At 52.5% G+C, this 21,832-nt stretch carries 23 protein-coding genes; 11 read left to right on the forward strand and 12 right to left on the reverse strand.

Annotation, left to right across the window (positions count from 1 at the left end; translation table 11 throughout):
* Nucleotides 1-243 precede the first annotated feature (243 nt).
* Nucleotides 244-789 carry an oligoribonuclease gene (orn, locus tag Y71_RS24750; protein ID WP_007372731.1) on the reverse strand — a complete coding sequence of 182 codons (546 nt, stop codon included), beginning with the start codon at nucleotides 787-789 and terminating at the stop codon, nucleotides 244-246.
* A 94-nt stretch (nucleotides 790-883) separates the two neighbouring features.
* On the opposite strand from orn, the gene rsgA reads away from it, so the two are divergent.
* The 3 genes from rsgA (at nucleotide 884) to mscM (ending at nucleotide 6,362) form a co-directional block, all read left to right on the forward strand.
* A complete protein-coding gene (rsgA, locus tag Y71_RS24755) occupies nucleotides 884-1,939 on the forward strand; it encodes a small ribosomal subunit biogenesis GTPase RsgA (RefSeq protein WP_007372730.1) in 1,056 nt (351 codons plus the stop codon).
* Between the two features lie 98 nt (nucleotides 1,940-2,037).
* The gene (gene asd / locus Y71_RS24760; RefSeq protein ID WP_007372729.1) at nucleotides 2,038-3,006 is read left to right on the forward strand and encodes an archaetidylserine decarboxylase; all 969 of its coding nucleotides are present in this window, start codon (nucleotides 2,038-2,040) and stop codon (nucleotides 3,004-3,006) included.
* A gap of 23 nt (nucleotides 3,007-3,029) precedes the next feature.
* Nucleotides 3,030-6,362 (forward strand): miniconductance mechanosensitive channel MscM, encoded by a 3,333-nt coding sequence (gene mscM, locus Y71_RS24765; protein ID WP_007372728.1) that lies wholly within the window; start codon nucleotides 3,030-3,032, stop codon nucleotides 6,360-6,362.
* A 108-nt stretch (nucleotides 6,363-6,470) separates the two neighbouring features.
* Here mscM and Y71_RS24770 read toward each other — a convergent pair whose 3' ends face one another.
* The 3 genes from Y71_RS24770 to epmA form a co-directional block, all read right to left on the reverse strand.
* Complete coding sequence (locus tag Y71_RS24770) at nucleotides 6,471-6,785, reverse strand: YjeO family protein (RefSeq protein ID WP_007372727.1); 315 nt, start codon at nucleotides 6,783-6,785, stop codon at nucleotides 6,471-6,473.
* Nucleotides 6,786-7,499, reverse strand: a complete 714-nt coding sequence (locus Y71_RS24775; protein ID WP_035886952.1) for a hypothetical protein — start codon at nucleotides 7,497-7,499, stop codon at nucleotides 6,786-6,788.
* A 207-nt stretch (nucleotides 7,500-7,706) separates the two neighbouring features.
* Nucleotides 7,707-8,684, reverse strand: coding sequence for an elongation factor P--(R)-beta-lysine ligase (gene epmA / locus Y71_RS24780; RefSeq protein ID WP_007372726.1), 978 nt, complete (start codon nucleotides 8,682-8,684; stop codon nucleotides 7,707-7,709).
* Between the two features lie 306 nt (nucleotides 8,685-8,990).
* Here epmA and frdA point away from each other — a divergent pair, with 306 nt between their 5' ends.
* The 5 genes from frdA to Y71_RS24805 all read left to right on the forward strand — a co-directional run bounded on the left by frdA (nucleotide 8,991) and on the right by Y71_RS24805 (nucleotide 12,901).
* The gene (gene frdA / locus Y71_RS24785) at nucleotides 8,991-10,781 is read left to right on the forward strand and encodes a fumarate reductase (quinol) flavoprotein subunit (protein ID WP_007372724.1); all 1,791 of its coding nucleotides are present in this window, start codon (nucleotides 8,991-8,993) and stop codon (nucleotides 10,779-10,781) included.
* Nucleotides 10,774-11,508 (forward strand): succinate dehydrogenase/fumarate reductase iron-sulfur subunit, encoded by a 735-nt coding sequence (locus Y71_RS24790; protein ID WP_007372723.1) that lies wholly within the window; start codon nucleotides 10,774-10,776, stop codon nucleotides 11,506-11,508. The genes frdA and Y71_RS24790 overlap by 8 nt, the downstream gene beginning before the upstream one ends.
* A gap of 10 nt (nucleotides 11,509-11,518) precedes the next feature.
* Complete coding sequence (gene frdC, locus Y71_RS24795; RefSeq protein WP_007372722.1) at nucleotides 11,519-11,914, forward strand: fumarate reductase subunit FrdC; 396 nt, start codon at nucleotides 11,519-11,521, stop codon at nucleotides 11,912-11,914.
* Between the two features lie 10 nt (nucleotides 11,915-11,924).
* Nucleotides 11,925-12,284 (forward strand): fumarate reductase subunit FrdD, encoded by a 360-nt coding sequence (frdD, locus tag Y71_RS24800; RefSeq protein ID WP_007372721.1) that lies wholly within the window; start codon nucleotides 11,925-11,927, stop codon nucleotides 12,282-12,284.
* A gap of 86 nt (nucleotides 12,285-12,370) precedes the next feature.
* Entirely contained in the window at nucleotides 12,371-12,901 is a 531-nt protein-coding gene (locus Y71_RS24805) for a lipocalin family protein (RefSeq protein WP_007372720.1), read from the forward strand.
* On the opposite strand, the gene sugE is transcribed toward Y71_RS24805, so the two are convergent.
* The gene (gene sugE, locus Y71_RS24810; protein WP_007372719.1) at nucleotides 12,898-13,215 is read right to left on the reverse strand and encodes a quaternary ammonium compound efflux SMR transporter SugE; all 318 of its coding nucleotides are present in this window, start codon (nucleotides 13,213-13,215) and stop codon (nucleotides 12,898-12,900) included. The genes Y71_RS24805 and sugE overlap by 4 nt on opposite strands.
* Before the next feature lie 263 nt (nucleotides 13,216-13,478).
* Between sugE and Y71_RS24815 the strand changes: the two genes are divergently transcribed.
* Nucleotides 13,479-14,081: a LuxR C-terminal-related transcriptional regulator gene (locus Y71_RS24815; protein WP_007372717.1), complete on the forward strand. Its 603-nt coding sequence runs from the start codon at nucleotides 13,479-13,481 to the stop codon at nucleotides 14,079-14,081.
* 29 nt (nucleotides 14,082-14,110) lie between these two features.
* Here the strand turns inward: Y71_RS24815 and ecnB are convergent, their stop codons facing one another.
* The 3 genes from ecnB to efp form a co-directional block, all read right to left on the reverse strand.
* The gene (gene ecnB, locus Y71_RS24820; protein ID WP_007372716.1) at nucleotides 14,111-14,257 is read right to left on the reverse strand and encodes a lipoprotein toxin entericidin B; all 147 of its coding nucleotides are present in this window, start codon (nucleotides 14,255-14,257) and stop codon (nucleotides 14,111-14,113) included.
* A 107-nt stretch (nucleotides 14,258-14,364) separates the two neighbouring features.
* Nucleotides 14,365-14,496 (reverse strand): entericidin A/B family lipoprotein, encoded by a 132-nt coding sequence (locus Y71_RS24825; RefSeq protein WP_035886951.1) that lies wholly within the window; start codon nucleotides 14,494-14,496, stop codon nucleotides 14,365-14,367.
* Nucleotides 14,497-14,554: 58 nt separating this feature from the next.
* Entirely contained in the window at nucleotides 14,555-15,121 is a 567-nt protein-coding gene (gene efp / locus Y71_RS24830; protein WP_007372714.1) for an elongation factor P, read from the reverse strand.
* 41 nt (nucleotides 15,122-15,162) lie between these two features.
* Here efp and epmB point away from each other — a divergent pair, with 41 nt between their 5' ends.
* Entirely contained in the window at nucleotides 15,163-16,191 is a 1,029-nt protein-coding gene (epmB, locus tag Y71_RS24835) for an EF-P beta-lysylation protein EpmB (RefSeq protein ID WP_035943029.1), read from the forward strand.
* Between the two features lie 42 nt (nucleotides 16,192-16,233).
* Here the strand turns inward: epmB and Y71_RS24840 are convergent, their stop codons facing one another.
* Both Y71_RS24840 and Y71_RS24845 read right to left on the reverse strand, forming a co-directional pair.
* Entirely contained in the window at nucleotides 16,234-17,742 is a 1,509-nt protein-coding gene (locus Y71_RS24840) for a methyl-accepting chemotaxis protein (RefSeq protein ID WP_390884136.1), read from the reverse strand.
* A gap of 413 nt (nucleotides 17,743-18,155) precedes the next feature.
* Nucleotides 18,156-18,512: a DUF4156 domain-containing protein gene (locus tag Y71_RS24845; protein ID WP_007372711.1), complete on the reverse strand. Its 357-nt coding sequence runs from the start codon at nucleotides 18,510-18,512 to the stop codon at nucleotides 18,156-18,158.
* Between the two features lie 651 nt (nucleotides 18,513-19,163).
* On the opposite strand from Y71_RS24845, the gene Y71_RS24850 reads away from it, so the two are divergent.
* Nucleotides 19,164-19,721, forward strand: coding sequence for a winged helix-turn-helix domain-containing protein (locus tag Y71_RS24850; RefSeq protein WP_007372710.1), 558 nt, complete (start codon nucleotides 19,164-19,166; stop codon nucleotides 19,719-19,721).
* Nucleotides 19,722-19,829: 108 nt separating this feature from the next.
* Here the strand turns inward: Y71_RS24850 and groL are convergent, their stop codons facing one another.
* Both groL and Y71_RS24860 read right to left on the reverse strand, forming a co-directional pair.
* Nucleotides 19,830-21,476, reverse strand: coding sequence for a chaperonin GroEL (groL, locus tag Y71_RS24855; protein WP_007372709.1), 1,647 nt, complete (start codon nucleotides 21,474-21,476; stop codon nucleotides 19,830-19,832).
* 39 nt (nucleotides 21,477-21,515) lie between these two features.
* On the reverse strand, nucleotides 21,516-21,809 hold the full coding sequence (locus Y71_RS24860) for a co-chaperone GroES (protein WP_007372708.1): 294 nt from the start codon (nucleotides 21,807-21,809) through the stop codon (nucleotides 21,516-21,518).
* Between the last annotated feature and the right edge of the window lie 23 nt (nucleotides 21,810-21,832).

A 21,832-nucleotide genomic window follows, 5' to 3' on the forward strand; every position in this document is an offset into this window, starting at 1 on the left:
TTTTCAGCTAATTACGAACAATTTCCGCTAAAATTTCGTGATGCCGTGTTGCACATTTCTGTGTCTTCACGGGAGGCGCATTATACGAGAAATCATTCCTGCTGCAAGCCCCCGACAGCAAATTTTCGCTTTTTTTGTTCAAGTGCTGCTTTAATCAACAAAATGCGCATTTTTCCAGCAAACCCGCGCCAGCACTGGCTTGCGGGGCAATTGAAAAAAAATCGGCCCCGCGCCTTCATTGTCTTAAAGCTTAATAAAATGCTCGCGATAGTACGCCAGTTCGGCTACCGACTCGCGAATATCATCCAGCGCCTGGTGAGTATTCTGTTTTTTCAGGCCTTCCAGGACTTCCGGCTTCCAGCGACGTGCCAGCTCTTTCAGCGTGCTGACATCCAGATAACGGTAGTGGAAATACGCCTCCAGCTCGGGCATGTACTTAAACAGAAAACGACGATCCTGGCCAATGCTGTTGCCACAGATGGGGGATTTGCCCGCCGGCACCCACTCTTTAAGGAATTCGATCGTCGCCAGTTCCGCCGCACGATCGTCGAGCTGGCTGGCTTTAACGCGATCAACCAGACCGCTGCCGGTATGAGTACGCACGTTCCACTCATCCATTAACGCCAGCTGCGCGTCGGATTGATGTACCGCAATCACCGGCCCTTCCGCCAGAATGTTCAGATTCGCATCGGTTACCAGCGTGGCGATCTCAATAATGCGATCGCGCTCGGGATCTAACCCCGTCATCTCCAGATCGATCCAAATGAGGTTGTTTTCATTTGCGCTCATGCTATTTTCCACCCTTCTCGCGTAACTATATTCATCTAAAATTGCGTGTATCATAGAGGTTTTGCCCATCCAGGGCGACCAGGAGCCAGCACGATTGAGTAAAAATAAACTCTCCAAAGGACAGCAGCGCCGCGTAAAAGCGAACCACCAGCGCCGACTGAAAACGTCTGCGGAGAAAGCTGACTACGATGACAACCTGTTCGGCGAAGCGTCCGAAGGGGTGGTGATCAGCCGCTTTGGCATGCACGCCGATGTGGAATCTGCCGACGGCGAAGTGCATCGCTGTAACATTCGCCGCACGATTCGCTCGCTGGTCACCGGCGACCGCGTTGTCTGGCGTCCGGGTAAAGAAGCAGCGGAAGGCGTCACCGTCAAGGGCATTGTTGAAGCTGTGCACGAACGCACCTCGGTGCTGACGCGCCCTGATTTTTATGATGGCGTAAAACCCATTGCCGCCAACATCGATCAAATCGTAGTGGTCTCCGCCATTCTGCCGGAACTGTCACTCAATATTATCGATCGCTATCTGGTTGCCTGCGAAACATTGCAGGTTGCTCCGCTGATCGTCCTGAACAAAATCGATCTGCTGGATGACGAAGGAATGGCATTCGTCAATGAGCAGATGGATATCTACCGCAACATTGGCTACCAGGTGCTGATGGTCTCCAGCCACACGCAAGATGGCCTGGCGCCGCTCGTTGAAGCGCTAACCGACCGTGTAAGCATCTTTGCCGGGCAGTCCGGCGTCGGGAAATCAAGCCTGCTCAATGCGCTGCTCGGTTTCCAGGAAGAGCAAATACTCACTAACGATGTTTCTGATGTTTCCGGCCTGGGGCAGCACACTACGACCGCAGCGCGCCTCTACCACTTCCCGCACGGCGGCGATGTGATTGATTCACCGGGTGTTCGTGAGTTTGGCCTCTGGCATCTCGAACCGGAACAAATCACCAACGGGTTTGTCGAATTCCATGACTACATTGGTCACTGTAAATATCGCGACTGCAAACACGATACCGATCCCGGTTGCGCCATCCGCGAGGCGGTAGAAAATGGCGAGATTGCAGAAAGCCGTTTCGACAACTATCACCGTATTCTGGAAAGCATGGCGCAAGTAAAAACGCGTAAAAGCTTTTCTGAATCGGACGACTGACAACTAAGCTATGCGTCGCTAAAATCGTCCCCTTTTCAAAGACTCAGGCGCTCCGGCGCCGGGTCAGGAACGACAAAAACAATGGCCTGGAGGCTACCTTGTTAAACTCACTTAAACTTTCGCTTCAATACATTCTGCCTAAACTGTGGCTCACTCGCCTAGCGGGCTGGGGCGCAAGCAAACGTGCAGGCTGGCTGACCAAACTGGTTATCGATCTGTTCGTAAAATACTACAAGGTCGATATGAAAGAGGCGCAGAAGCCGGACACCGCCAGCTACCGCACCTTTAACGATTTCTTTGTGCGTCCGCTGCGCGACGACGTGCGCCCGCTCAATACCGATCCGAACGTGCTGGTGATGCCCGCAGACGGCGTTATCAGCCAGCTTGGTGCCATTGAGAATGACAAAATCCTGCAGGCCAAAGGCCACAACTACAGCCTGGAAGCACTGCTGGCGGGTAACTACCTGATGGCAGATCTGTTCCGTAACGGTAGCTTTGTCACCACCTATCTCTCTCCGCGCGATTATCACCGTGTTCATATGCCGTGTAACGGCATCCTGCGCGAGATGATTTACGTGCCGGGCGATCTCTTCTCTGTTAACCATCTGACGGCGCAAAATGTCCCTAATCTCTTTGCCCGTAACGAACGCGTGATCTGCCTGTTTGATACCGAGTTTGGCCCGATGGCGCAAATTCTTGTCGGCGCGACCATTGTCGGCAGTATCGAAACCGTGTGGGCAGGCACCATCACGCCACCGCGCGAAGGCATTATCAAACGCTGGACATGGCCTGCGGGCGACAGCGAAGGCGCGGTTGCACTGCTGAAAGGCCAGGAGATGGGCCGCTTCAAACTCGGTTCGACCGTCATCAACCTCTTTGCGCCGGGCAAAGTGGCGCTGGCAGAGCAACTGCAAAGCCTGTCGGTAACAAAAATCGGCCAGCCGCTGGCCGTTTCTACCGAGCCCTTCGCGCCGGTAGTTACCGAACCGTCACCGTTGCCGGAAGCGGAAATCCAGGCAGAACACGACGCCAGCCCGCTGGTTGACGACCAAAAAGACCAGGGCTAACCCCCCGCACCACGGAGACTGATGTGCGCCTGATTATCGTTTTTCTGATGGCCTGGTGCCTCAGCCAGGGAGCCGTTGCAGCAACGGCTCCCGATGCCCGACAAATCACCCAGGAACTGGAGCAGGTTAAGGCGGCGAAAAGCACGCCGGAGCAGGCAGAAACGATCGAGGTGCTCCAGGCCGCGCTCAACGCCCTTGAGGAACGCAAAGGTTCCCTCGAACGCGCGCAGCAATATCAACAAGTTATTGATAATTTCCCCAAGCTTTCCCGCACCCTGCGCGCACAGTTGGATAACCTGCGCGATGAACCCAAATCGGTTCCCGAAGGGATGAGCAGCGACGCGCTGAATCAGGAGATCCTGCAAGTCAGCAGCCAGTTGCTGGAAAAAACCCGACTCGCCCAACAGGAGCAGGAACGCGCCAGAGAGATCAGCGATTCCCTGAGCCAGCTCCCGCAACAGCAGACCGACGCACGCCGCCAGGTTACCGAAGTGGAGCGCCGACTTGGCGCGCAAAACACCAACACGCCGCTGGCGCAGGCGCAAAACTTCGGCGCGCAGGCAGAATCCGCGAAGCTGAAAGCGCTGGTTGATGAGCTGGATCTGGCGCAACTCTCCGCCAATAACCGCCAGGAACTGGCGCGGATGCGCTCCGAACTGGCGCAGAAACAGAGCCAGCAGTTGGATGCGTATCTCCAGGCCTTGCGTAACCAGCTCAACAGCCAGCGCCAGCGCGAAGCCGAACAGGCGCTGGAGAGCACTGAGCTACTGGCAGAAAACAGTGCCAATCTGCCCGCCGGTATTGTCGAGCAGTTCCGCATCAACCGTGAACTGTCGCAGGCGCTGAATCAACAGGCGCAGCGTATGGATCTGGTCGCATCCCAGCAGCGGCAGGCCTCCGGGCAGACTTTACAGGTTCGCCAGGCGCTGAATACACTGCGTGAGCAGTCTCAATGGCTCGGTGCCTCGAATATGCTGGGTGAAGCGCTGCGCGCGCAGGTTGCCCGACTGCCGGAAATGCCAAAACCGCAGCAACTGGATACCGAGATGGCGCAACTGCGCGTCCATCGGATGCGCTATGAGGATTTGCTGAATAAGCAGCCGCAACTGCGACAAATCCGCCAGGCGGACGGCAAAGCGCTTACCGCCGAGCAGAACCGCATTCTGGAAGCCCAGTTGCGCACGCAGCGCGAGCTGCTGAATTCTTTGCTTCAGGGCGGCGATACGCTGATCCTCGAACTCACCAAGCTGAAAGTGGCCAATAGCCAGCTCGAAGATGCGCTGAAAGAGGTGAATGAAGCAACGCACCGCTACCTGTTCTGGACGGCGGATGTCAGCCCGCTGACCTTTGCATGGCCAATCGAGATTGTGCAGGATCTGCGCCGTTTATTGTCGCTGGATACCCTCAGCCAGCTTGGCAAAGCCAGTATTATGATGCTGACCAGCAAAGAGACGCTGTTCCCGCTGTTTGGTGCGTTAGCGCTGGTGGGTTTCAGCATCTATTCACGTCGGCATTTTACCCGCTTTCTGGAGCGTTCAAGCGCCCGCGTCGGCAAGGTCACACAGGATCACTTCTGGCTGACCATGCGCACCGTTTTCTGGTCGATTCTCGTCGCATCACCGCTTCCAGTGCTGTGGGCCACGCTCGGTTATGGTTTGCAGGAAGCCTGGCCCTGGCCGCTGGCGGTCGCCATCGGTGATGGCGTTACGGCTACCGTACCGCTGCTGTGGGTGGTGATGATTTGCGCCACCTTCGCCCGTCCAACCGGTTTGTTTGTCGCCCACTTTGGCTGGCCGCGCAACCGCGTTGCACGCGGCATGCGTTACTACCTGATGAGTATTGGCTTTATCGTACCGTTGATCATGGCGCTGATTATGTTCGATAACCTCAACGATCGAGAATTCTCCGGCTCGCTGGGGCGGCTGTGCTTTATCCTGATCTGCGGAGCGCTGGCGCTGGTTACGCTGAGTATGAAACGCGCCGGGATCCCGCTCTATGTGGACAAAAGCGGCAGCGCCGATAATTTGCCGAATCATCTGTTGTGGAATTTGCTGCTGTGCGCGCCGCTGACGGCGATCCTCGCCGCAGCGGTCGGCTATCTAGCCACAGCGCAGGCGCTGCTCGCGCGTCTGGAAACCTCCGTCGCCATCTGGTTCGCCCTGCTGGTGGTCTACCACATTATCCGCCGCTGGATGCTAATTCAGCGCCGTCGCCTGGCGTTTGAACGCGCACGCCACCGCCGCGCGGAAATTCTCGCGCAACGTGCGCGGGGCGAAGAGGATGTGCCGCATCACTCCAGCACCGAAGGCGCTGCCGATATCGATGAACCGGAAGTCGATCTGGATGCAATCAGCGTCCAGTCGCTGCGGCTGGTGCGCTCGATTCTGATGTTGATTGCCCTGCTGTCTGTCATCGTGCTGTGGTCGGAGATCCATTCCGCTTTTGGTTTTCTGGAAAATATTCCGCTATGGGATGTCACTTCAACGGTGCAGGGAGTGGAAAGCCTGGAGCCAATTACGCTCGGCGCGGTGCTGATCGCCATTCTCGTGTTTATCATCACCACGCAACTGGTGCGCAACCTTCCGGCATTGCTGGAACTGGCGCTGCTGCAACATCTGGATCTGTCGCCCGGCACCGGTTATGCCATTACCACTATCACTAAATATTTGCTGATGCTGTTCGGTGGGCTGGTCGGCTTCTCGATGATCGGCATCGAATGGGCCAAGCTGCAATGGCTGGTCGCCGCATTAGGTGTCGGTCTCGGCTTTGGCTTACAGGAGATTTTCGCCAACTTCATCTCTGGCCTGATCATTCTGTTTGAGAAGCCGATCCGCATTGGCGATACCGTAACGATCCGCGATCTGACGGGCAGCGTGACGAAAATCAACACCCGCGCCACCACCATCAGCGACTGGGATCGTAAAGAGATCATCGTGCCGAACAAGGCGTTTATTACCGAGCAGTTTATTAACTGGTCGCTCTCCGATTCCGTCACGCGCGTGGTTTTAACCGTGCCTGCGCCAGCAGACGCCAACAGTGAAGAGGTGACGCAGATCCTCTATACCGCAGCCGAGCGCTGCTCTTTTGTGATTGATAATCCGGCACCGGAAGTGTTCCTGGTCGATCTGCAACAGGGTATTCAACTGTTTGAACTGCGTATCTATGCCGCTGAGATGGGGCATCGTATGCCACTGCGCCACGAAATCCACCAGTTGATTCTGGCGGGCTTCCGCGAACACGGCATCGATTTGCCGTTCCCGCCATTCCAGATGCGGCTGGAGAGTCTCGACGGGAGACGCACGGCGCGAACGCTGACTTCCGCAGGCAAAGGCAACCGCCCGGCGGGAAGTTTGTAAGACGCGCGACTAATGGCCTGATGGCGCTATGGCATCAGGCCTACCGACCAGCGAATATACGGGACTTCCAGAGCAACTTAGACGTAGCCGCCACTCGATGGTACATGCCTACAAGCACCACTGATAGCGCAGGAAAAACCGCCACAGCCAGAATGCAAAAATAGAGAATAGTGTCAGGTAAAGTAACCAATGCCGCCGTTTTTTCCAGACAAGCAGATAAATAAAGGGAAAAAACAATGGGATAGTCATGACGACCCCAACATCGCGGGTATCGTCATGCTCAATATATATCATAAGATCACATATATTTTTAATACTGTTGCCATCAATGAGCCACTCTTTATCCTGAGCTGAAAAAAGGATGATAAAGAGAACAGAGAACACGAACCAGACGAAACCAAGTGTAAATGCTTTCCAGCGCATTTAATTCCCCCGCAGAATCCTCATCAGACTATCCTTCTTCTCAATTATCCTGCGACCATATTCACTATATGCCCGTTCACGTGCACCTGTCGGAGCATGAATAGAATCGATAAAGTCTTTTTTATCGCGACTAATACCACGATTATACCTTGATCCAGCCAATATTATCTGCTCATCGCTCAGATGGGAAGTATCACTGCCCGGATTGTCATAAAGAATGAGATCCCGGAGATGAAATGCAACGACTCTAATATTAAAATCATTATTAAGTAAACACTGAGAAAGTTTATATTGCTGAAAGAAACTTAATGTATCAGGTCTGATACCTATGGTCTCTGCTGCTGCCCGAAGTTGTATAGCGATCGAACCAACAGATGTAGAGTTGGAATATATATTATCTTTTTTCCCCATAACTATTTCTAAAACTTGCCTGAACTGTAGCACACCGACACTTTTAAACCTTTCTGGCGTACCACCAACTTCGGAAACAGCGATGCCAGCCAACAATAATTCAGGTATTTGAGCCTCCCTGGCAGACTTTTTAATCACCCCCCGGTGGTGAATCAACCAGGCAGTTTTATAAAGCCAAAGATATGCAGCCCCAGTACGATGATTCCAGTTACTGGGAAGCACATACCATCGAAAAAAATCGAACCCATCCCAATGAGGAAAACCATATTTATCTACTTTGCAAAAAATCAATGAATCATCCATAAATATTAATCATCCATTCACATTATTTGTTTTTAAAACAATTTAAGCATATACGGCAACGCAAATAAATAATAAACAAATTGGCAGAGGAATGATAATAAAAGGAAAATAGAATATGTATTAAATAAGATTTTTCAATGTACTTAAAAAAGAGATGAATATTACTTCAGGAGCGAACAAAAGGTGCGCTCCTGTTATGCAAAGCAATTACGCCCGGTCAACGGTAAACGCAATAACCTCAGCCAGGCTTTCCGCCTGCAATGCCAGCATCACCAGACGATCAACGCCCAACGCCACGCCGGAACAATCCGGCAGGCCGGCTTTCAACGCTTCCAGCAAATTATTGTCCATTGGCTGCTGCGGCAGACCACGCGCCGCACGCTTGCGGTTATCCTGCTCAAAACGCTGCTGCTGCTCGCGGGCATCAGTCAGCTCATGGAAACCATTCGCCAGCTCAATCCCTTTGAAATAGACCTCAAAACGCTCCGCCACGCGGTGATCTTCGGTGCTGATCTGCGCCAGCGCGGCCTGGCTTGCCGGAAAGTGGTACACGAAAGTCGGACGATCTTTGCCGATATGCGGCTCAACGCCCATGGCAAACAGCAGTTGTAGCAGCGTATCGCGGTCTTCTTCTGTCTCGGCAATATTGCTCAGATCGAGTTTTGCCGCCACTTCGCGCAACTGCGCTTTATCAGCAGAGAGCGGATCCACTTCCAGATAACGCTGGAACGCCTGCTGGTAAGAGAGCGATTCCGCTGCCGGGCACTCCAGTACCTGTTGCAGTAAATCGTCCACCTCATTCATCAGACGGTACATGTCGTAGTGCGGGCGATACCACTCAAGCATGGTGAATTCAGGATTGTGATGACGGCCCATCTCTTCATTACGGAAGCTTCTGCACAGCTGGAATACCGGGCCGCAGCCCGCCGCCAGCAGACGCTTCATATGATATTCCGGGCTGGTCATCAGGTAGAGATTGATCCCCTGAGAATGGCCGGGGCCAACAAAACGGGTTTCAAACGGGAACAGATGAACGTCCGTTACCGTTGCCTGGCTCATACAGGGCGTCTCCACCTCAAGTACGCCGCGATCGGCGAAGAAGCGCCGAATTTCCGCCATGATTGCCGCGCGTTTTAATAAATTGGGGATGGATGCGCTCGGCTGCCAGGTGGCCGTTTCGCTCATGGTACGTTCTCCAAATTCAGACAAGGGCACGAAGTCTACCCGCATCGATCCACAGAGACAAATTTTGCGCAAAAAAATTTCATTTATCTCGTCTATAAATAAAGAGGAAGTAATCAAGGATGATATTTATCAATATGAATGATGCATTGCCTTAAAGAACAGCAAAAAAATCGAACGCATCAAATTTCCCTTGGATCTCTGCGGTTATACTGCTCCTTACCCAAAAAGGAGCAGTGGAACATATTCGCAACTGCCTTAAGCGGTCTGGCTTATCGTTGCGGAACAACAATAATCTGGAGGAATGTCGTGCAAACCTTTCAAGCCGATATCGCTGTGATAGGCGCAGGCGGAGCGGGATTACGCACCGCAATTGCGGCGGCGCAAGCCAACCCGAAAGCCAAAATCGCATTGATTTCAAAAGTTTATCCGATGCGCAGCCACACGGTTGCCGCAGAAGGCGGTTCTGCCGCCGTCGCCCAGGATCATGACAGCTTCGAATACCATTTCCACGATACCGTTGCTGGCGGTGACTGGCTTTGCGAACAGGATGTCGTTGACTATTTTGTGCATCATTGCCCGACAGAAATGACCCAACTTGAACAGTGGGGCTGTCCGTGGAGCCGTCGCCCGGATGGTTCGGTCAACGTGCGGCGCTTCGGTGGGATGAAAATCGAACGTACCTGGTTCGCCGCCGATAAAACCGGCTTCCATATGCTGCACACCCTGTTTCAAACTTCCCTTCAGTTCCCACAAATCCAACGCTTCGACGAACATTTCGTGCTGGATATCCTTGTGGATGACAACCATGCCCGCGGGCTGGTCGCCATGAATATGATGGAAGGTACGCTGGTGCAGATTCGCGCCAATGCCGTGGTGATGGCAACGGGCGGCGCTGGCCGCGTTTACCGCTACAACACTAACGGCGGCATTGTAACCGGCGATGGCATGGGCATGGCGCTGGCGCACGGCGTTCCGCTGCGCGACATGGAGTTCGTGCAGTACCATCCAACCGGCCTGCCGGGTTCCGGCATTCTGATGACGGAAGGTTGCCGCGGCGAAGGCGGTATTCTGGTGAACAAAAACGGCTACCGCTATTTGCAGGATTACGGCATGGGGCCGGAAACGCCGCTGGGCGAGCCGAAGAACAAATATATGGAACTCGGCCCGCGCGACAAAGTATCGCAAGCATTCTGGCATGAGTGGCGTAAAGGCAACACTATCTCTACGCCGCGCGGTGATGTGGTCTACCTCGACCTGCGTCATCTTGGCGCGAAAAAAATCAACGAACGTCTGCCGTTTATCTGCGAACTGGCGAAAGCCTATGTTGGCGTCGATCCGATCAAAGAGCCGATTCCGGTACGCCCGACGGCCCACTACACCATGGGCGGTATCGAAACCGACCAAAACTGCGAATCGCGCATCACCGGGCTGTTTGCAGTGGGTGAATGCTCATCGGTCGGCCTGCACGGTGCCAACCGTCTCGGCTCGAACTCGCTGGCGGAACTCGTCGTGTTTGGCCGCCTTGCCGGTGAACGCGCCATTGCACGTTCGGCCTCCGCAAGCCAGGCCAATGACGATGCGTTAAACGCACAGGCAGCAGATGTCGAGCAGCGTCTGAAAACGCTGGTCAATCAGGACGGCAACGAAAGCTGGGCGAAAATCCGCGACGAAATGGGCGAATCCATGGAAGAAGGCTGCGGGATCTACCGCACGCCGGAATTAATGCAGAAAACCGTGGATAAGCTGGCCGAGTTGCAAGAGCGCTTCAAACGCGTGCGCATTACCGATACTTCCAGCGTCTTCAACACCGATCTGCTCTATACCATCGAGCTGGGACATGGGCTGAACGTAGCCGAATGTATGGCGCACTCGGCGCTGGCGCGTAAAGAATCCCGCGGGGCGCATCAGCGCCTGGATGAGGGATGTACTGAGCGCGATGACGTCAACTTCCTCAAGCACACGCTGGCTTTCCGCGATGCCGACGGCGCAACCCGACTGGAATACAGCGATGTGAAGATCACTACGCTGCCACCGGCGAAACGCGTATACGGTGCAGAAGCTGAATCGTCTGAGAAGAAGGAGACGAACAATGTCTGAGATGAAGAATCTGAAAGTGGAGGTGGTGCGTTACAACCCGGAAGTGGACGATGCGCCTCACAGTGCCTTCTATGACGTGCCTTACGATGAAGCCACTTCTCTGCTCGACGCGCTGAACTATATCAAAGATAACCTTGCGCCGGATCTGAGCTACCGCTGGTCGTGCCGTATGGCGATTTGCGGCTCCTGCGGCATGATGGTCAACAAAGTCCCGAAACTGGCGTGTAAAACCTTTCTGCGCGATTACGAGAAAGGCCTGAAAGTCGAGGCGCTGGCGAACTTCCCGGTTGAGCGCGATCTGGTGGTCGATATGACCCACTTTATCGAAAGTCTCGAAGCGATTAAGCCTTACATCATCGGCAATACGCGCACGCCAGATCAGGGACCCGGCAAGCAAACCCCGGCGCAGATGGCGAAGTACCATCAGTTCTCCGGCTGCATTAACTGCGGCCTGTGCTATGCCGCCTGCCCGCAGTTTGGTCTGAATCCTGAGTTCATCGGCCCGGCGGCGATTACGCTGGCGCATCGCTATAACCTTGATAGCCGCGATCACGGCAAAAAAGAGCGCATGGGGCAACTCAACAGCCAGAACGGCGTGTGGAGCTGTACGTTTGTCGGCTACTGTTCGGAAGTATGTCCGAAACATGTCGATCCGGCTGCGGCCATTCAGCAGGGCAAGGTGGAAAGCTCGAAAGACTTTCTTATCGCCACCCTGAAACCACGCTAAGGAGTGCATTATGACGACTAAACGTAAAGCCTGGGTTCGTCCCATGCCGTCAAGCTGGTGGAAAACTCTGCCGTTTTATCGCTTCTACATGCTGCGTGAAGGAACGGCGGTACCTGCGGTCTGGTTCAGTATCGAACTGATCTTTGGTCTGTTTGCGCTAAAACATGGGCCGGAAAGCTGGGAAGGGTTCGTGCACTTTCTGCAAAACCCGATTGTGGTGATCCTCAATCTGGTGACGCTCGCCGCCGCGCTGCTGCACACCAAAACCTGGTTTGATCTGGCGCCGAAAGCGCAGCTTATCATCGTCAAAGGCGAAAAAATGGGGCCAGAGCCGGTAGTGAAAGGGCTTTGGGTGGTGACTGCGGTAGTCACTGTGGTGGTGCTGTTTGTGGCTCTTTTCTGGTAAGGAGGCCAACGTGATTAACCCGAATCCAAAACGTTCTGACGAACCCGTATTCTGGGGCTTGTTCGGCGCAGGCGGTATGTGGAGCGCCATTGTCGCGCCGGTTATCGTGCTGCTGGTCGGTATTCTGCTGCCGCTGAGCTTCTACCCAGGTGAAGCGCTGGGCTATGAGCGCGTACTGACATTTGCGCAAAGCTTCATTGGCCGCGTGTTCCTCTTTTTAATGATTGTCCTGCCGGTGTGGTGCGGTCTGCACCGTATCCACCATATGATGCATGATTTGAAAATTCACGTACCGAACGGTAAATGGGTGTTCTACGGTCTCGCGGCAATTCTGACTGTGGTCACACTGATCGGCGTCATTTTTATTTGATACCTGTCGCTCTCCTGCGCAAGCGGGAGAGCAAATTTCCTGCCAGCGTCTATACCCTAAAGAAAAGATCTGGAAGGAAAAATCTCATGCGCATGTTGCTGATGATCGCCATGGTTACCGCTGCGTTACTGCTCTCCTCCTGTAGTTCCCCTACCCCGCCTGATGGCGTCACCGTTGTGCAAAACTTCAATACCCAGCGTTATCTTGGAAGATGGTACGAAATCGCCCGTCTGGACCACCGCTTCGAGAGCGGTCTGGAGAAAGTCACCGCCACCTACAGTTTGCGCAACGACGGCGGACTGACGGTGATAAACCGCGGCTATAATCCGCAGCGCGACATGTGGCAACAGTCCACCGGCGTGGCATATTTCACCGGCAATCCGAATACCGCCGCGCTGAAGGTCTCTTTCTTCGGTCCTTTCTATGGCGGTTACAACATCATCGCCCTTGACGATGAATATCGCTACGCGCTGGTTTGCGAGCCGGATCGCGACTATTTGTGGCTGCTGTCGCGCACGCCCACCCTGCCAGCAGAGGTCAAACAGCAGATGCTGGATATCGCCAGCCGGCAAGGTTTTGCTGTGGAAAAACTACTCTGGATTAATCAGTCTTACTAATGTGTGCTGAGCTTTAACCCAACGATTCCGGCAACAATCAGGCACAGACTGAGAATACGCGCCAGGCTTGCAGATTCGCCAAGCAACACAATCCCTGCAACCGCCGCGCCCACCGCCCCGATCCCGGTCCAGATAGCATAGGCGGTACCGACCGGCAGGGTTTTCATTGCCCATGACAGCAGCACAATACTGGCGATCATTGCCGTAACGGTGATGATACTGGGGGCAAGTCGCGTAAAGCCGTGGGTGTATTTCAGGCCGACAGCCCACACCACTTCAAGAAGACCGGCGATAAGAAGAATTAACCAGGACATGATTGGCTCCGATGCGGGGCCGTCCCCGGAAAAAATGAAACTGACAGGTCGTCCCGCCAGAGATGTGAAGAGAGGCAAATTTTGCCCGCTACAGTTTAAAATTTCAACTTGAATGTGCTTGCTTATATTCCGCAAGTTAAAGCAAGAAATAGCTACTGTTCGCTGCGGAATTCCAGCATTTACCCACCTTATGTACCCCCTATGATGAATCACTTTCCTGAATACAGGAAGCTGTGCGCCACCCTCTGACTGCGAAGAAAAATATGTTCAAGATTCTCGTGATTGACCGTTGTTACTTCACCCGCGTTGGGGTGGAGTCCTGGCTCAATCAACCCGATTTATTCCCCGCCTCGTTCCTCGTCACCGGGTTGCATAATTTAATGCTGGCGAAAGAACATATTGTGCAGTGGCAACCCGATATGGTGATTGCCGATCTTCATGGCTTCAAAAATGAAATCCATCATATTCAACAGCTTGCATCGCTATTTTCCGTCTGCGGCGACTCAAACCAGGTACTGCTGCTGGAATCGGGTATCGATGCGCAACTTTCCGGGTTCTATGCGCAATTTAAAATTCGCGCAACGCTGCTAAAAACAGAACCGCTGGAGAAACTGGCGCAGGTCATTGATGACATTGTGCTGGCGCGCCCGATGCGTTCAATTCCACAAATGGCGACACCGCTACTGACCAAACAGGAAGAGAAAGTGCTCACGCTATGGATGGAAGGGAAAAGTAACCAAAGCATCGCGGCCAGGCTAAGTATTAACGGCAAAACCGTTTATACCTACAAGCGTAATATTCGTATGAAACTCGGGATGGGAAATCGGTTTACGCCGTTCCTTTCACTGCCGGAAAATTCAAATTAGCGGTACGGCGGATGCCGTACCGGCAAGGATTACTGCTGCGCTTTGCTTGCTGCGCCAGAGATTGCGCTGCCGCCTTCAGAGATATCCTGACCGACGCCACGCGTGGTGTTACACGCCGTCAGAACGGATGAAAGGACCAATACAGAAAAGATCGCAACAATTGTCTTCTTAACCATAATATCTTCCTTTTGTGACCAATATTATTTGTGTATAGCCACTTAAGCATAGACAAAATTCCGCAGTGAGACCGGAACGGGAAGATTTTTAAGAAGATGTGAAGTTTTTAGCTCACCGCGTGAGAAATAGCGTGGCCGAGGCTCTGAATATCTTCGCCGACGCCGCGCGCCGTATTACAGCCCGACAGCAAAGCGCTGCTGATAAGCATAAGTGAAAGGATTTTGGTAAGGCGTTTCATCATTCCTGCCTTGTTATGTTCAACGGCGTAGCATGATGCTACGCCGAAGCCGCGGACATTACTTCACGCGAGATACGTATTCGCCGGAGCGGGTATCGACTTTGATAACTTCACCGATCTGCACGAACAGCGGAACTTTAACCACTGCGCCAGTGCTCAGGGTAGCCGGTTTGCCGCCGGTACCCGCGGTGTCGCCTTTCAGACCTGGATCGGTTTCAACGATTTCCAGCTCAACAAAGTTCGGCGGAGTGACGGAGATCGGCTGGCCGTTCCACAGGGTCACGATGCACTCAGCCTGGTCCAGCAGCCATTTTGCGTTGTCGCCAATCGCTTTGGCGTCAGCGGAAAGCTGTTCGAAAGTTTCGTTGTTCATGAAGTGCCAGAACTCACCGTCGTTGTACAGGTAAGTCAGGTTCATATCGACAACGTCTGCGCCTTCGGCAGAGTCAGTAGATTTGAAGGTTTTTTCTACGCGAGTACCGGTCAGCAGGCGACGCAGCTTAACGCGCGCAAATGCCTGGCCTTTACCTGGTTTAACGAATTCGCTGGCTTCAACCGCATAAGGTTCGCCGTCCAACATGATTTTAAGACCAGCACGAAAATCGTTGCTATAGTAAGTCGCCATAAGGCCCTCTGAAAATTGTTAACTGGTAGCTTAGCCACAAAATGGCGCATATTGTAACCCTAAATACCCCGTCCAGAGAAGATTGGTTAATGCAACTTGCCGATGTAATAACCGATCCAGATGAACTGTTACGTCTTTTAAAGATAGACACGGATGAAAATTTAACCGCAGGCCGTGAGGCAAAACGCCTGTTTCCGCTACGCGTACCGCGTTCCTTCGCCGCGCGCATGCAGCCTGGCAATCCCAACGATCCGCTATTGCGCCAGGTGATCACCGCACCGCAGGAATTTATCGCCGCGCCGGGTTTCACCACCGATCCGCTGGAAGAGCAGAGTAGCGTGGTGCCTGGATTACTGCACAAATACCGAAATCGCGCCCTGCTGCTGGTGAAAGGCGGCTGCGCCGTAAACTGCCGCTACTGCTTCCGTCGCCACTTCCCCTACGCGGAAAATCAGGGCAACAAGCGTAACTGGCAAGGCGCGCTGGACTACATTGCAGCGCATCCGGAGCTGGATGAAATCATCTTTTCCGGCGGCGATCCACTGATGGCGAAAGATCATGAGCTGGACTGGCTGCTGGAACAGCTGGAAGCCACTCCACACATTAAACGCCTGCGTATTCACAGCCGCCTGCCGATTGTGATCCCGGCGCGCATCACCGATACGCTGGTCGCACGTTTCGCCCGTTCATCTCTGCAAATTTTGCTGGTCAATCATATTAACCATGCCCAGGAGATCGGCGATGACTTCCGCGCGGCGATGACCGCACTGCGGCAAGCGGGCGTCACTTTACTGAACCAAAGCGTGCTGCTACGCGGCGTGAATGATAATGCGCAAACGCTGGCGGAGTTGAGTAATGCGTTATTTGATGCGGGGGTGATGCCCTACTATCTGCACGTGCTGGATAAAGTTCAGGGCGCTGCGCACTTTATGGTCAGCGATGACGAAGCACGCTTGATTATGCGCGAGCTTCTGACGCTGGTTTCTGGTTATATGGTGCCGAAACTTGCCCGCGAGATTGGCGGCGAACCCAGTAAAACGCCACTGGATCTGCAATTGCGCCAGAGCTAAGCCGTAAATAATGACGAGCCTTTGCAGGCTCGTCATCGCCGTTTAAAACGTCTCCCAACCGTCCTGTCCCGTAGTAGCCGCAGCCTGTTTTGGCTGATGCATTTTACCGATCGACTTTTTCACTTTCTCCAGTTGCTGCCCCGGCAAGCGGAACACATCAACCAGCTGTTGCAGTTTGCCTGCTTGCTCTTCAAGGCTACCGGCAGCGGCAGAAGACTCCTGAACCAGCGCGGCGTTCTGCTGTGTAGTGGTATCCATTTCCGACATCGCCTGGGCAATCTGCGAGATGCCACGGTTTTGCTCATCGGACGCGGCGGCGATCTCCTGCATTAAATCTTTAACCTGCTGTACGGAATGCACAATGCCGCTCATCGTTTCCCCCGCCAGATCGACCTGCCGGGAACCTTCTTCGACATAGTTAACCGACTCATGAATCAGGGCTTCAATCTCTTTGGCTGCCTGGGCGCTACGCTGCGCCAGGTTTCGCACTTCGCCTGCTACCACCGCAAAACCGCGCCCCTGCTCGCCCGCTCTGGCTGCTTCAACGGCTGCGTTAAGCGCCAGAATGTTGGTTTGAAATGCAATGCCATTAATCACAGAGGTGATTTCAGAAATGCGCTTCGAGCTTTCGATAATATCCTTCATGCGATTCACCGCCACGCCAACAACGGTGCCGCCTTTTACCGCCGTATCTGCCGCTGACGTGGCTAGCTGGCTGGCCTGATGCGCGTTCTGCGCGTTCTGTTTCACCGTCGAACTCAGCTCTTCCATGCTCGCCGCCGTTTCCACCACGGCGGCCGATTGCTGCTCGGTACGTGCAGAGAGTTCATTGTTGCCGAGCGCAATCTCATTGGCGGCAGTATTCACCGAGCCGGAGGCGCTGCGCACCATGCTCAGCGATTCCGCGACCCGTTCAATCAACAGGTTGAATGCCCCAACGGCACGGCCAATTTCATCCAGGCGCCCCGTTGGTAACGTATGGCTGAGATCCAGTTTTTCGCTGATGCTGACCATCCCGTCTTTCATCTCATTCAGACGACGTTTGATATTCAACACAGTGAATAAACCAAACAGTCCCAGAATAAGAGTCGCCGCCAGCGTGGCAATCAGAGATAACGTTATTGAGCGAGAAATCAACGAACTATTATTACTGTTGGCCGCAGTCACTAACGAGGTGTTATAGGCAATTTGATCGTCAAAATCCTTGACCAGCAGGGTAATGTTTTCCGCAACTAAACCGCCACTATGCATCGCTTTAACGACGCCATCGCGATCGTTAGCATTTGATATTTTAAAATATTGGTCCATCACCGTGCGGAATTTGTCTAAATCACCTAACGTTTTATTCGACAAATCAAGATCATGTTGATCGGAAATAAGTTCCTTCAGGTAATGTTGATGCATGGCATATAATTCGTCATACATTTTAAACGCTTTTTGTTGTACTTCAGCCATACCAGCAGCGTCCTGCGTCAGGCCATGTAGATAAAGCTGACTACGGATGCTGGTGACCTTCAGCATCTCTTTGTTCATGGCGTCGAGGCTCGGCAAGATATTGGCCTGAAAATAATCTTGTGCGTTACTAATTTTTGATAGCGAAAAAACAGCAATAAGGTTTGTTCCAATTAAGCTCAAGATTAATAACGAAAATGCAAGTAATAACTTTTTTGTAATATTCATCGACTCTCCGACCCTCTTCACATCCACCAAAGGTACCCTGTTTTAAAGTCCTTTTATTTTTGCATCCTGCCAACAATATCGACAATAAAACCGCATACTTTAGTGATCGCAGTATCGTCTCAGCAAAGAAACAGGAAATGGTGTTTAACCTTAAGAAAACTTAATATTCAGGACGGATTAACTGACAAAATTTATGAAAAAAGAGTCAGGAAAAGAGGAATAAATAATGGAATGAAGCGATTAACGGACTCCCGTCAGCATGAGCGGGAGTCCGCAGAAACAGCTTAGTTAGGGCATTTATAGACCTGCGCGTTCATTTCGCTGGCGGTCGGGACAAAACTGGATAAGAAACCCTGCGTCGGGCTGGAAACGTTATAAAGAACGTTGCCGCCCATCGCAGCCGCCTGGTTGCGCAGCGCATTCGCCGCAGCGCGCATTGAACCGCCCTCTTCGCCATGCTGGCCAGAGAGCCAGTTGCTCTGCGAGCCAGTGGCGGTGCCGAGATACTGGCACTGCGCGCCCGGTTTATCTTCCACAAAGCGTACGCCTTGTCCTGCGGCGCTTAATTCACTACTGCTGCTGCTGCAACCCGCTAACAGCAGCACGCCGCCCATAATCCCAGCCAAACGTTTTACGTACATGTTATTCCCCATAATCAATGAGCTGGACGCATGCCGCCCGTGTGTAAACCTTATACTAAAAAGATGACTAAAAGAAAAACATACTCAGCATAAGCCGCACAAATCGCGGAAAATAGTGCCCGGAAAGCGTATAGCAACGATGAGGCTGGAGGGAGAACAACGCTCTGAAAGGCTAGCGGCGCTTCAACGCAGCCATGCTGGTTGAGGTTTACGTTTCACGCAGGGCGTTCCGCCTGTTTTTTCACCGCCAACGCTCATCACCTCAAACAGTACCCAGTGCTAAATACAGCGTGTTAAGCGATTATATATCAACCGATAATTGGCAATGAAATAATATGCCGGGTAACGATAAAAACAATATCAAGCACATCGCCTGAATCTGCAAACCGTAACATATTAAAAACCTGGCGTTCATAATAATCTGATTAACCCCTCTGCGCGTGAAAACCATCACCAAAACCATTGACAACATATATTAGATAGACAGTATGGTAACACCTCAAAAATTCATTGAACGGGATCATCAATGGGACACTCATTAAAAAACAGATCGTAACCACTATAATAGTTCGTGGTAACAACAACTCTTAATTAACTCATTAATGCAGGATAACTAAAACCATAATAAGCATCGCCATGCAAGGTACGACTATGATATTTATCATTAATCACAAAATCCATTTCAGGCCTGCCGATGGCACCATCTGGAATAACGAAGTTGAAAGCGAAAAAAGCCATTTAACGCTGACTCGCGCCAGCAGTAGATTGTTGACTTTCTTAATTGAGAATCAAGGAAAAATCTTAACGCGCAATGATATTTTGAAAGCGGTTTGGGGTAAATATGGTCAGCATTCGTCAAACAATACACTAAATCAATATATTTCGCTGTTACGTAGAATGTTATCTAATTTTGGATTAGGCGTTCAAGTTATTAAAACCATTCCTAAGACAGGATTTTTACTGAGCACAGATATACATATTGTTGCCAATAAAGAATTCGCCAATAGTGGAGTAAGGGCAGATGCACCGCTAATATGCAGAAACTGTAAAAAGTTAGGGTTATTGTTGCTACTGGTAGTGCTTTTCATGCTATTGGCTGGCGTCTGGCAGAGCCGCACAGGCATCTGCAATTTTCCCCCAGGCCTTCAGCCTCGCGCAAGCTGGCACCAGAACGTGCAGGTGCCTTCAGAGTTAGCGTTGCCGGTATAGTTTCATGCATATTCATGGGCAAAGCAGAAAGCAAAAAAAGAGCGGGCAATGCCCGCTCTTTTTCGTTGAACCCGCGACAGGTCGCCCTGTTCGCGCGTCCGGCAGCGATTACATCATGCCGCCCATACCGCCCATGCCGCCCATACCGCCAGCAGCACCTAAATCAGGCGCATCGCTTTTCGGCAGGTCGGTTACCATGCACTCGGTAGTGATCATCAGGCCAGCAACAGACGCCGCATACTGCAGAGCAGAACGGGTCACTTTGGTCGGATCCAGGATACCCATGTCGATCATGTTGCCGTACTCTTCGGTCGCAGCGTTGTAACCGTAGTTGCCGTCGCCAGCTTTAACGGTGTTCGCTACTACAGACGGCTCTTCACCGCAGTTCAGCACGATCTGACGCAGCGGTGCTTCCATTGCGCGCAGCGCAACTTTGATACCGACGTTCTGGTCTTCGTTCTGGCCTTTCAGGTCAGCAATTTTGCTTGCTACACGGATCAGCGCAACGCCACCGCCAGCAACCACGCCTTCTTCAACGGCAGCACGGGTCGCGTGCAGCGCATCTTCAACGCGTGCTTTTTTCTCTTTCATTTCAACTTCAGTTGCTGCGCCAACTTTGATAACGGCAACGCCGCCAGCCAGTTTCGCTACGCGCTCCTGCAGTTTTTCACGGTCGTAATCGGAAGTCGCTTCTTCGATCTGCTGACGAATCTGGGTTACGCGACCCTGGATTGCAGCTTCTTCACCCACGCCATCGATGATGGTGGTGGTGTCTTTGTTGATCACAACGCGTTTAGCCTGACCCAGATCTTCCAGGGTGGCTTTTTCCAGTTCCATACCGATTTCTTCAGAAATCACGGTACCACCGGTCAGGGTTGCAATGTCCTGCAGCATAGCTTTACGACGATCGCCGAAGCCCGGTGCTTTAACAGCAGCGACTTTCACGATGCCGCGCATGGTGTTAACCACCAGCGTTGCCAGCGCTTCGCCTTCAACGTCTTCAGCGATGATAACCAGCGGTTTGCCTGCTTTTGCAACGGCTTCCAGAACCGGCAGCATTTCGCGGATGTTGGAGACTTTTTTATCAGCCAGCAGGATGAACGGGCTTTCCAGTTCTACTGCGCCAGTTTCCGGCTTGTTGATGAAGTAAGGAGACAGGTAACCACGGTCGAACTGCATACCTTCAACCACGTCCAGTTCGTCCTGCAGGCCGGTACCGTCTTCAACGGTGATCACGCCTTCTTTACCCACTTTATCCATCGCTTCCGCAATCAGTTTACCCACGGTTTCGTCGGAGTTTGCGGAGATAGTACCTACCTGAGCGATAGCTTTAGAGTCAGAGCACGGTACGGACAGTGCTTTCAACTCTTCAACCGCAGCAGCGACAGCTTTGTCGATACCACGTTTCAGGTCCATCGGGTTCATGCCCGCAGCAACGGCTTTCAGACCTTCAGTGATGATTGCCTGCGCCAGAACGGTTGCAGTAGTGGTACCGTCACCCGCAGCGTCGTTCGCTTTGGAGGCCACTTCTTTCACCATCTGCGCGCCCATGTTTTCGAACTTGTCTTCCAGTTCGATTTCACGTGCTACGGAAACACCATCTTTGGTGATGGTCGGTGCACCGAAAGATTTATCCAGAACCACATTACGGCCTTTTGGACCGAGGGTAACTTTCACTGCATCTGCCAGAACGTTTACGCCGCGCAGCATTTTTACACGGGCGTCGTTACCGAATTTTACGTCTTTAGCTGCCATTTTCTCTTTCCTTAAATTCGTTCAGGTTCGCGCGCGTTGTTACGCTTCAACAATTGCCAGGATGTCACTTTCGGACATGATCAGCACTTCTTCGTTATCGATTTTTTCAGCTTTCACACCGTAACCATCGTTGAAAATCACGATATCGCCCACTTTCACATCCAGTGGTTGAACGGTACCGTTTTCCAGGATGCGGCCCTTACCGACAGCGATGATTTCGCCACGAGTTGATTTACCTGCTGCAGAACCGGTCAGAACGATGCCGCCAGCAGATTTGGATTCAACTTCTTTACGTTTGACGATCACACGATCATGTAACGGACGAATACTCATTGATAGCTCTCCTTTGAGAAAGT

It is taken from the genome of Kosakonia radicincitans DSM 16656, assembly GCF_000280495.2.
Taxonomy (GTDB): Bacteria; Pseudomonadota; Gammaproteobacteria; order Enterobacterales; family Enterobacteriaceae; genus Kosakonia; species Kosakonia radicincitans.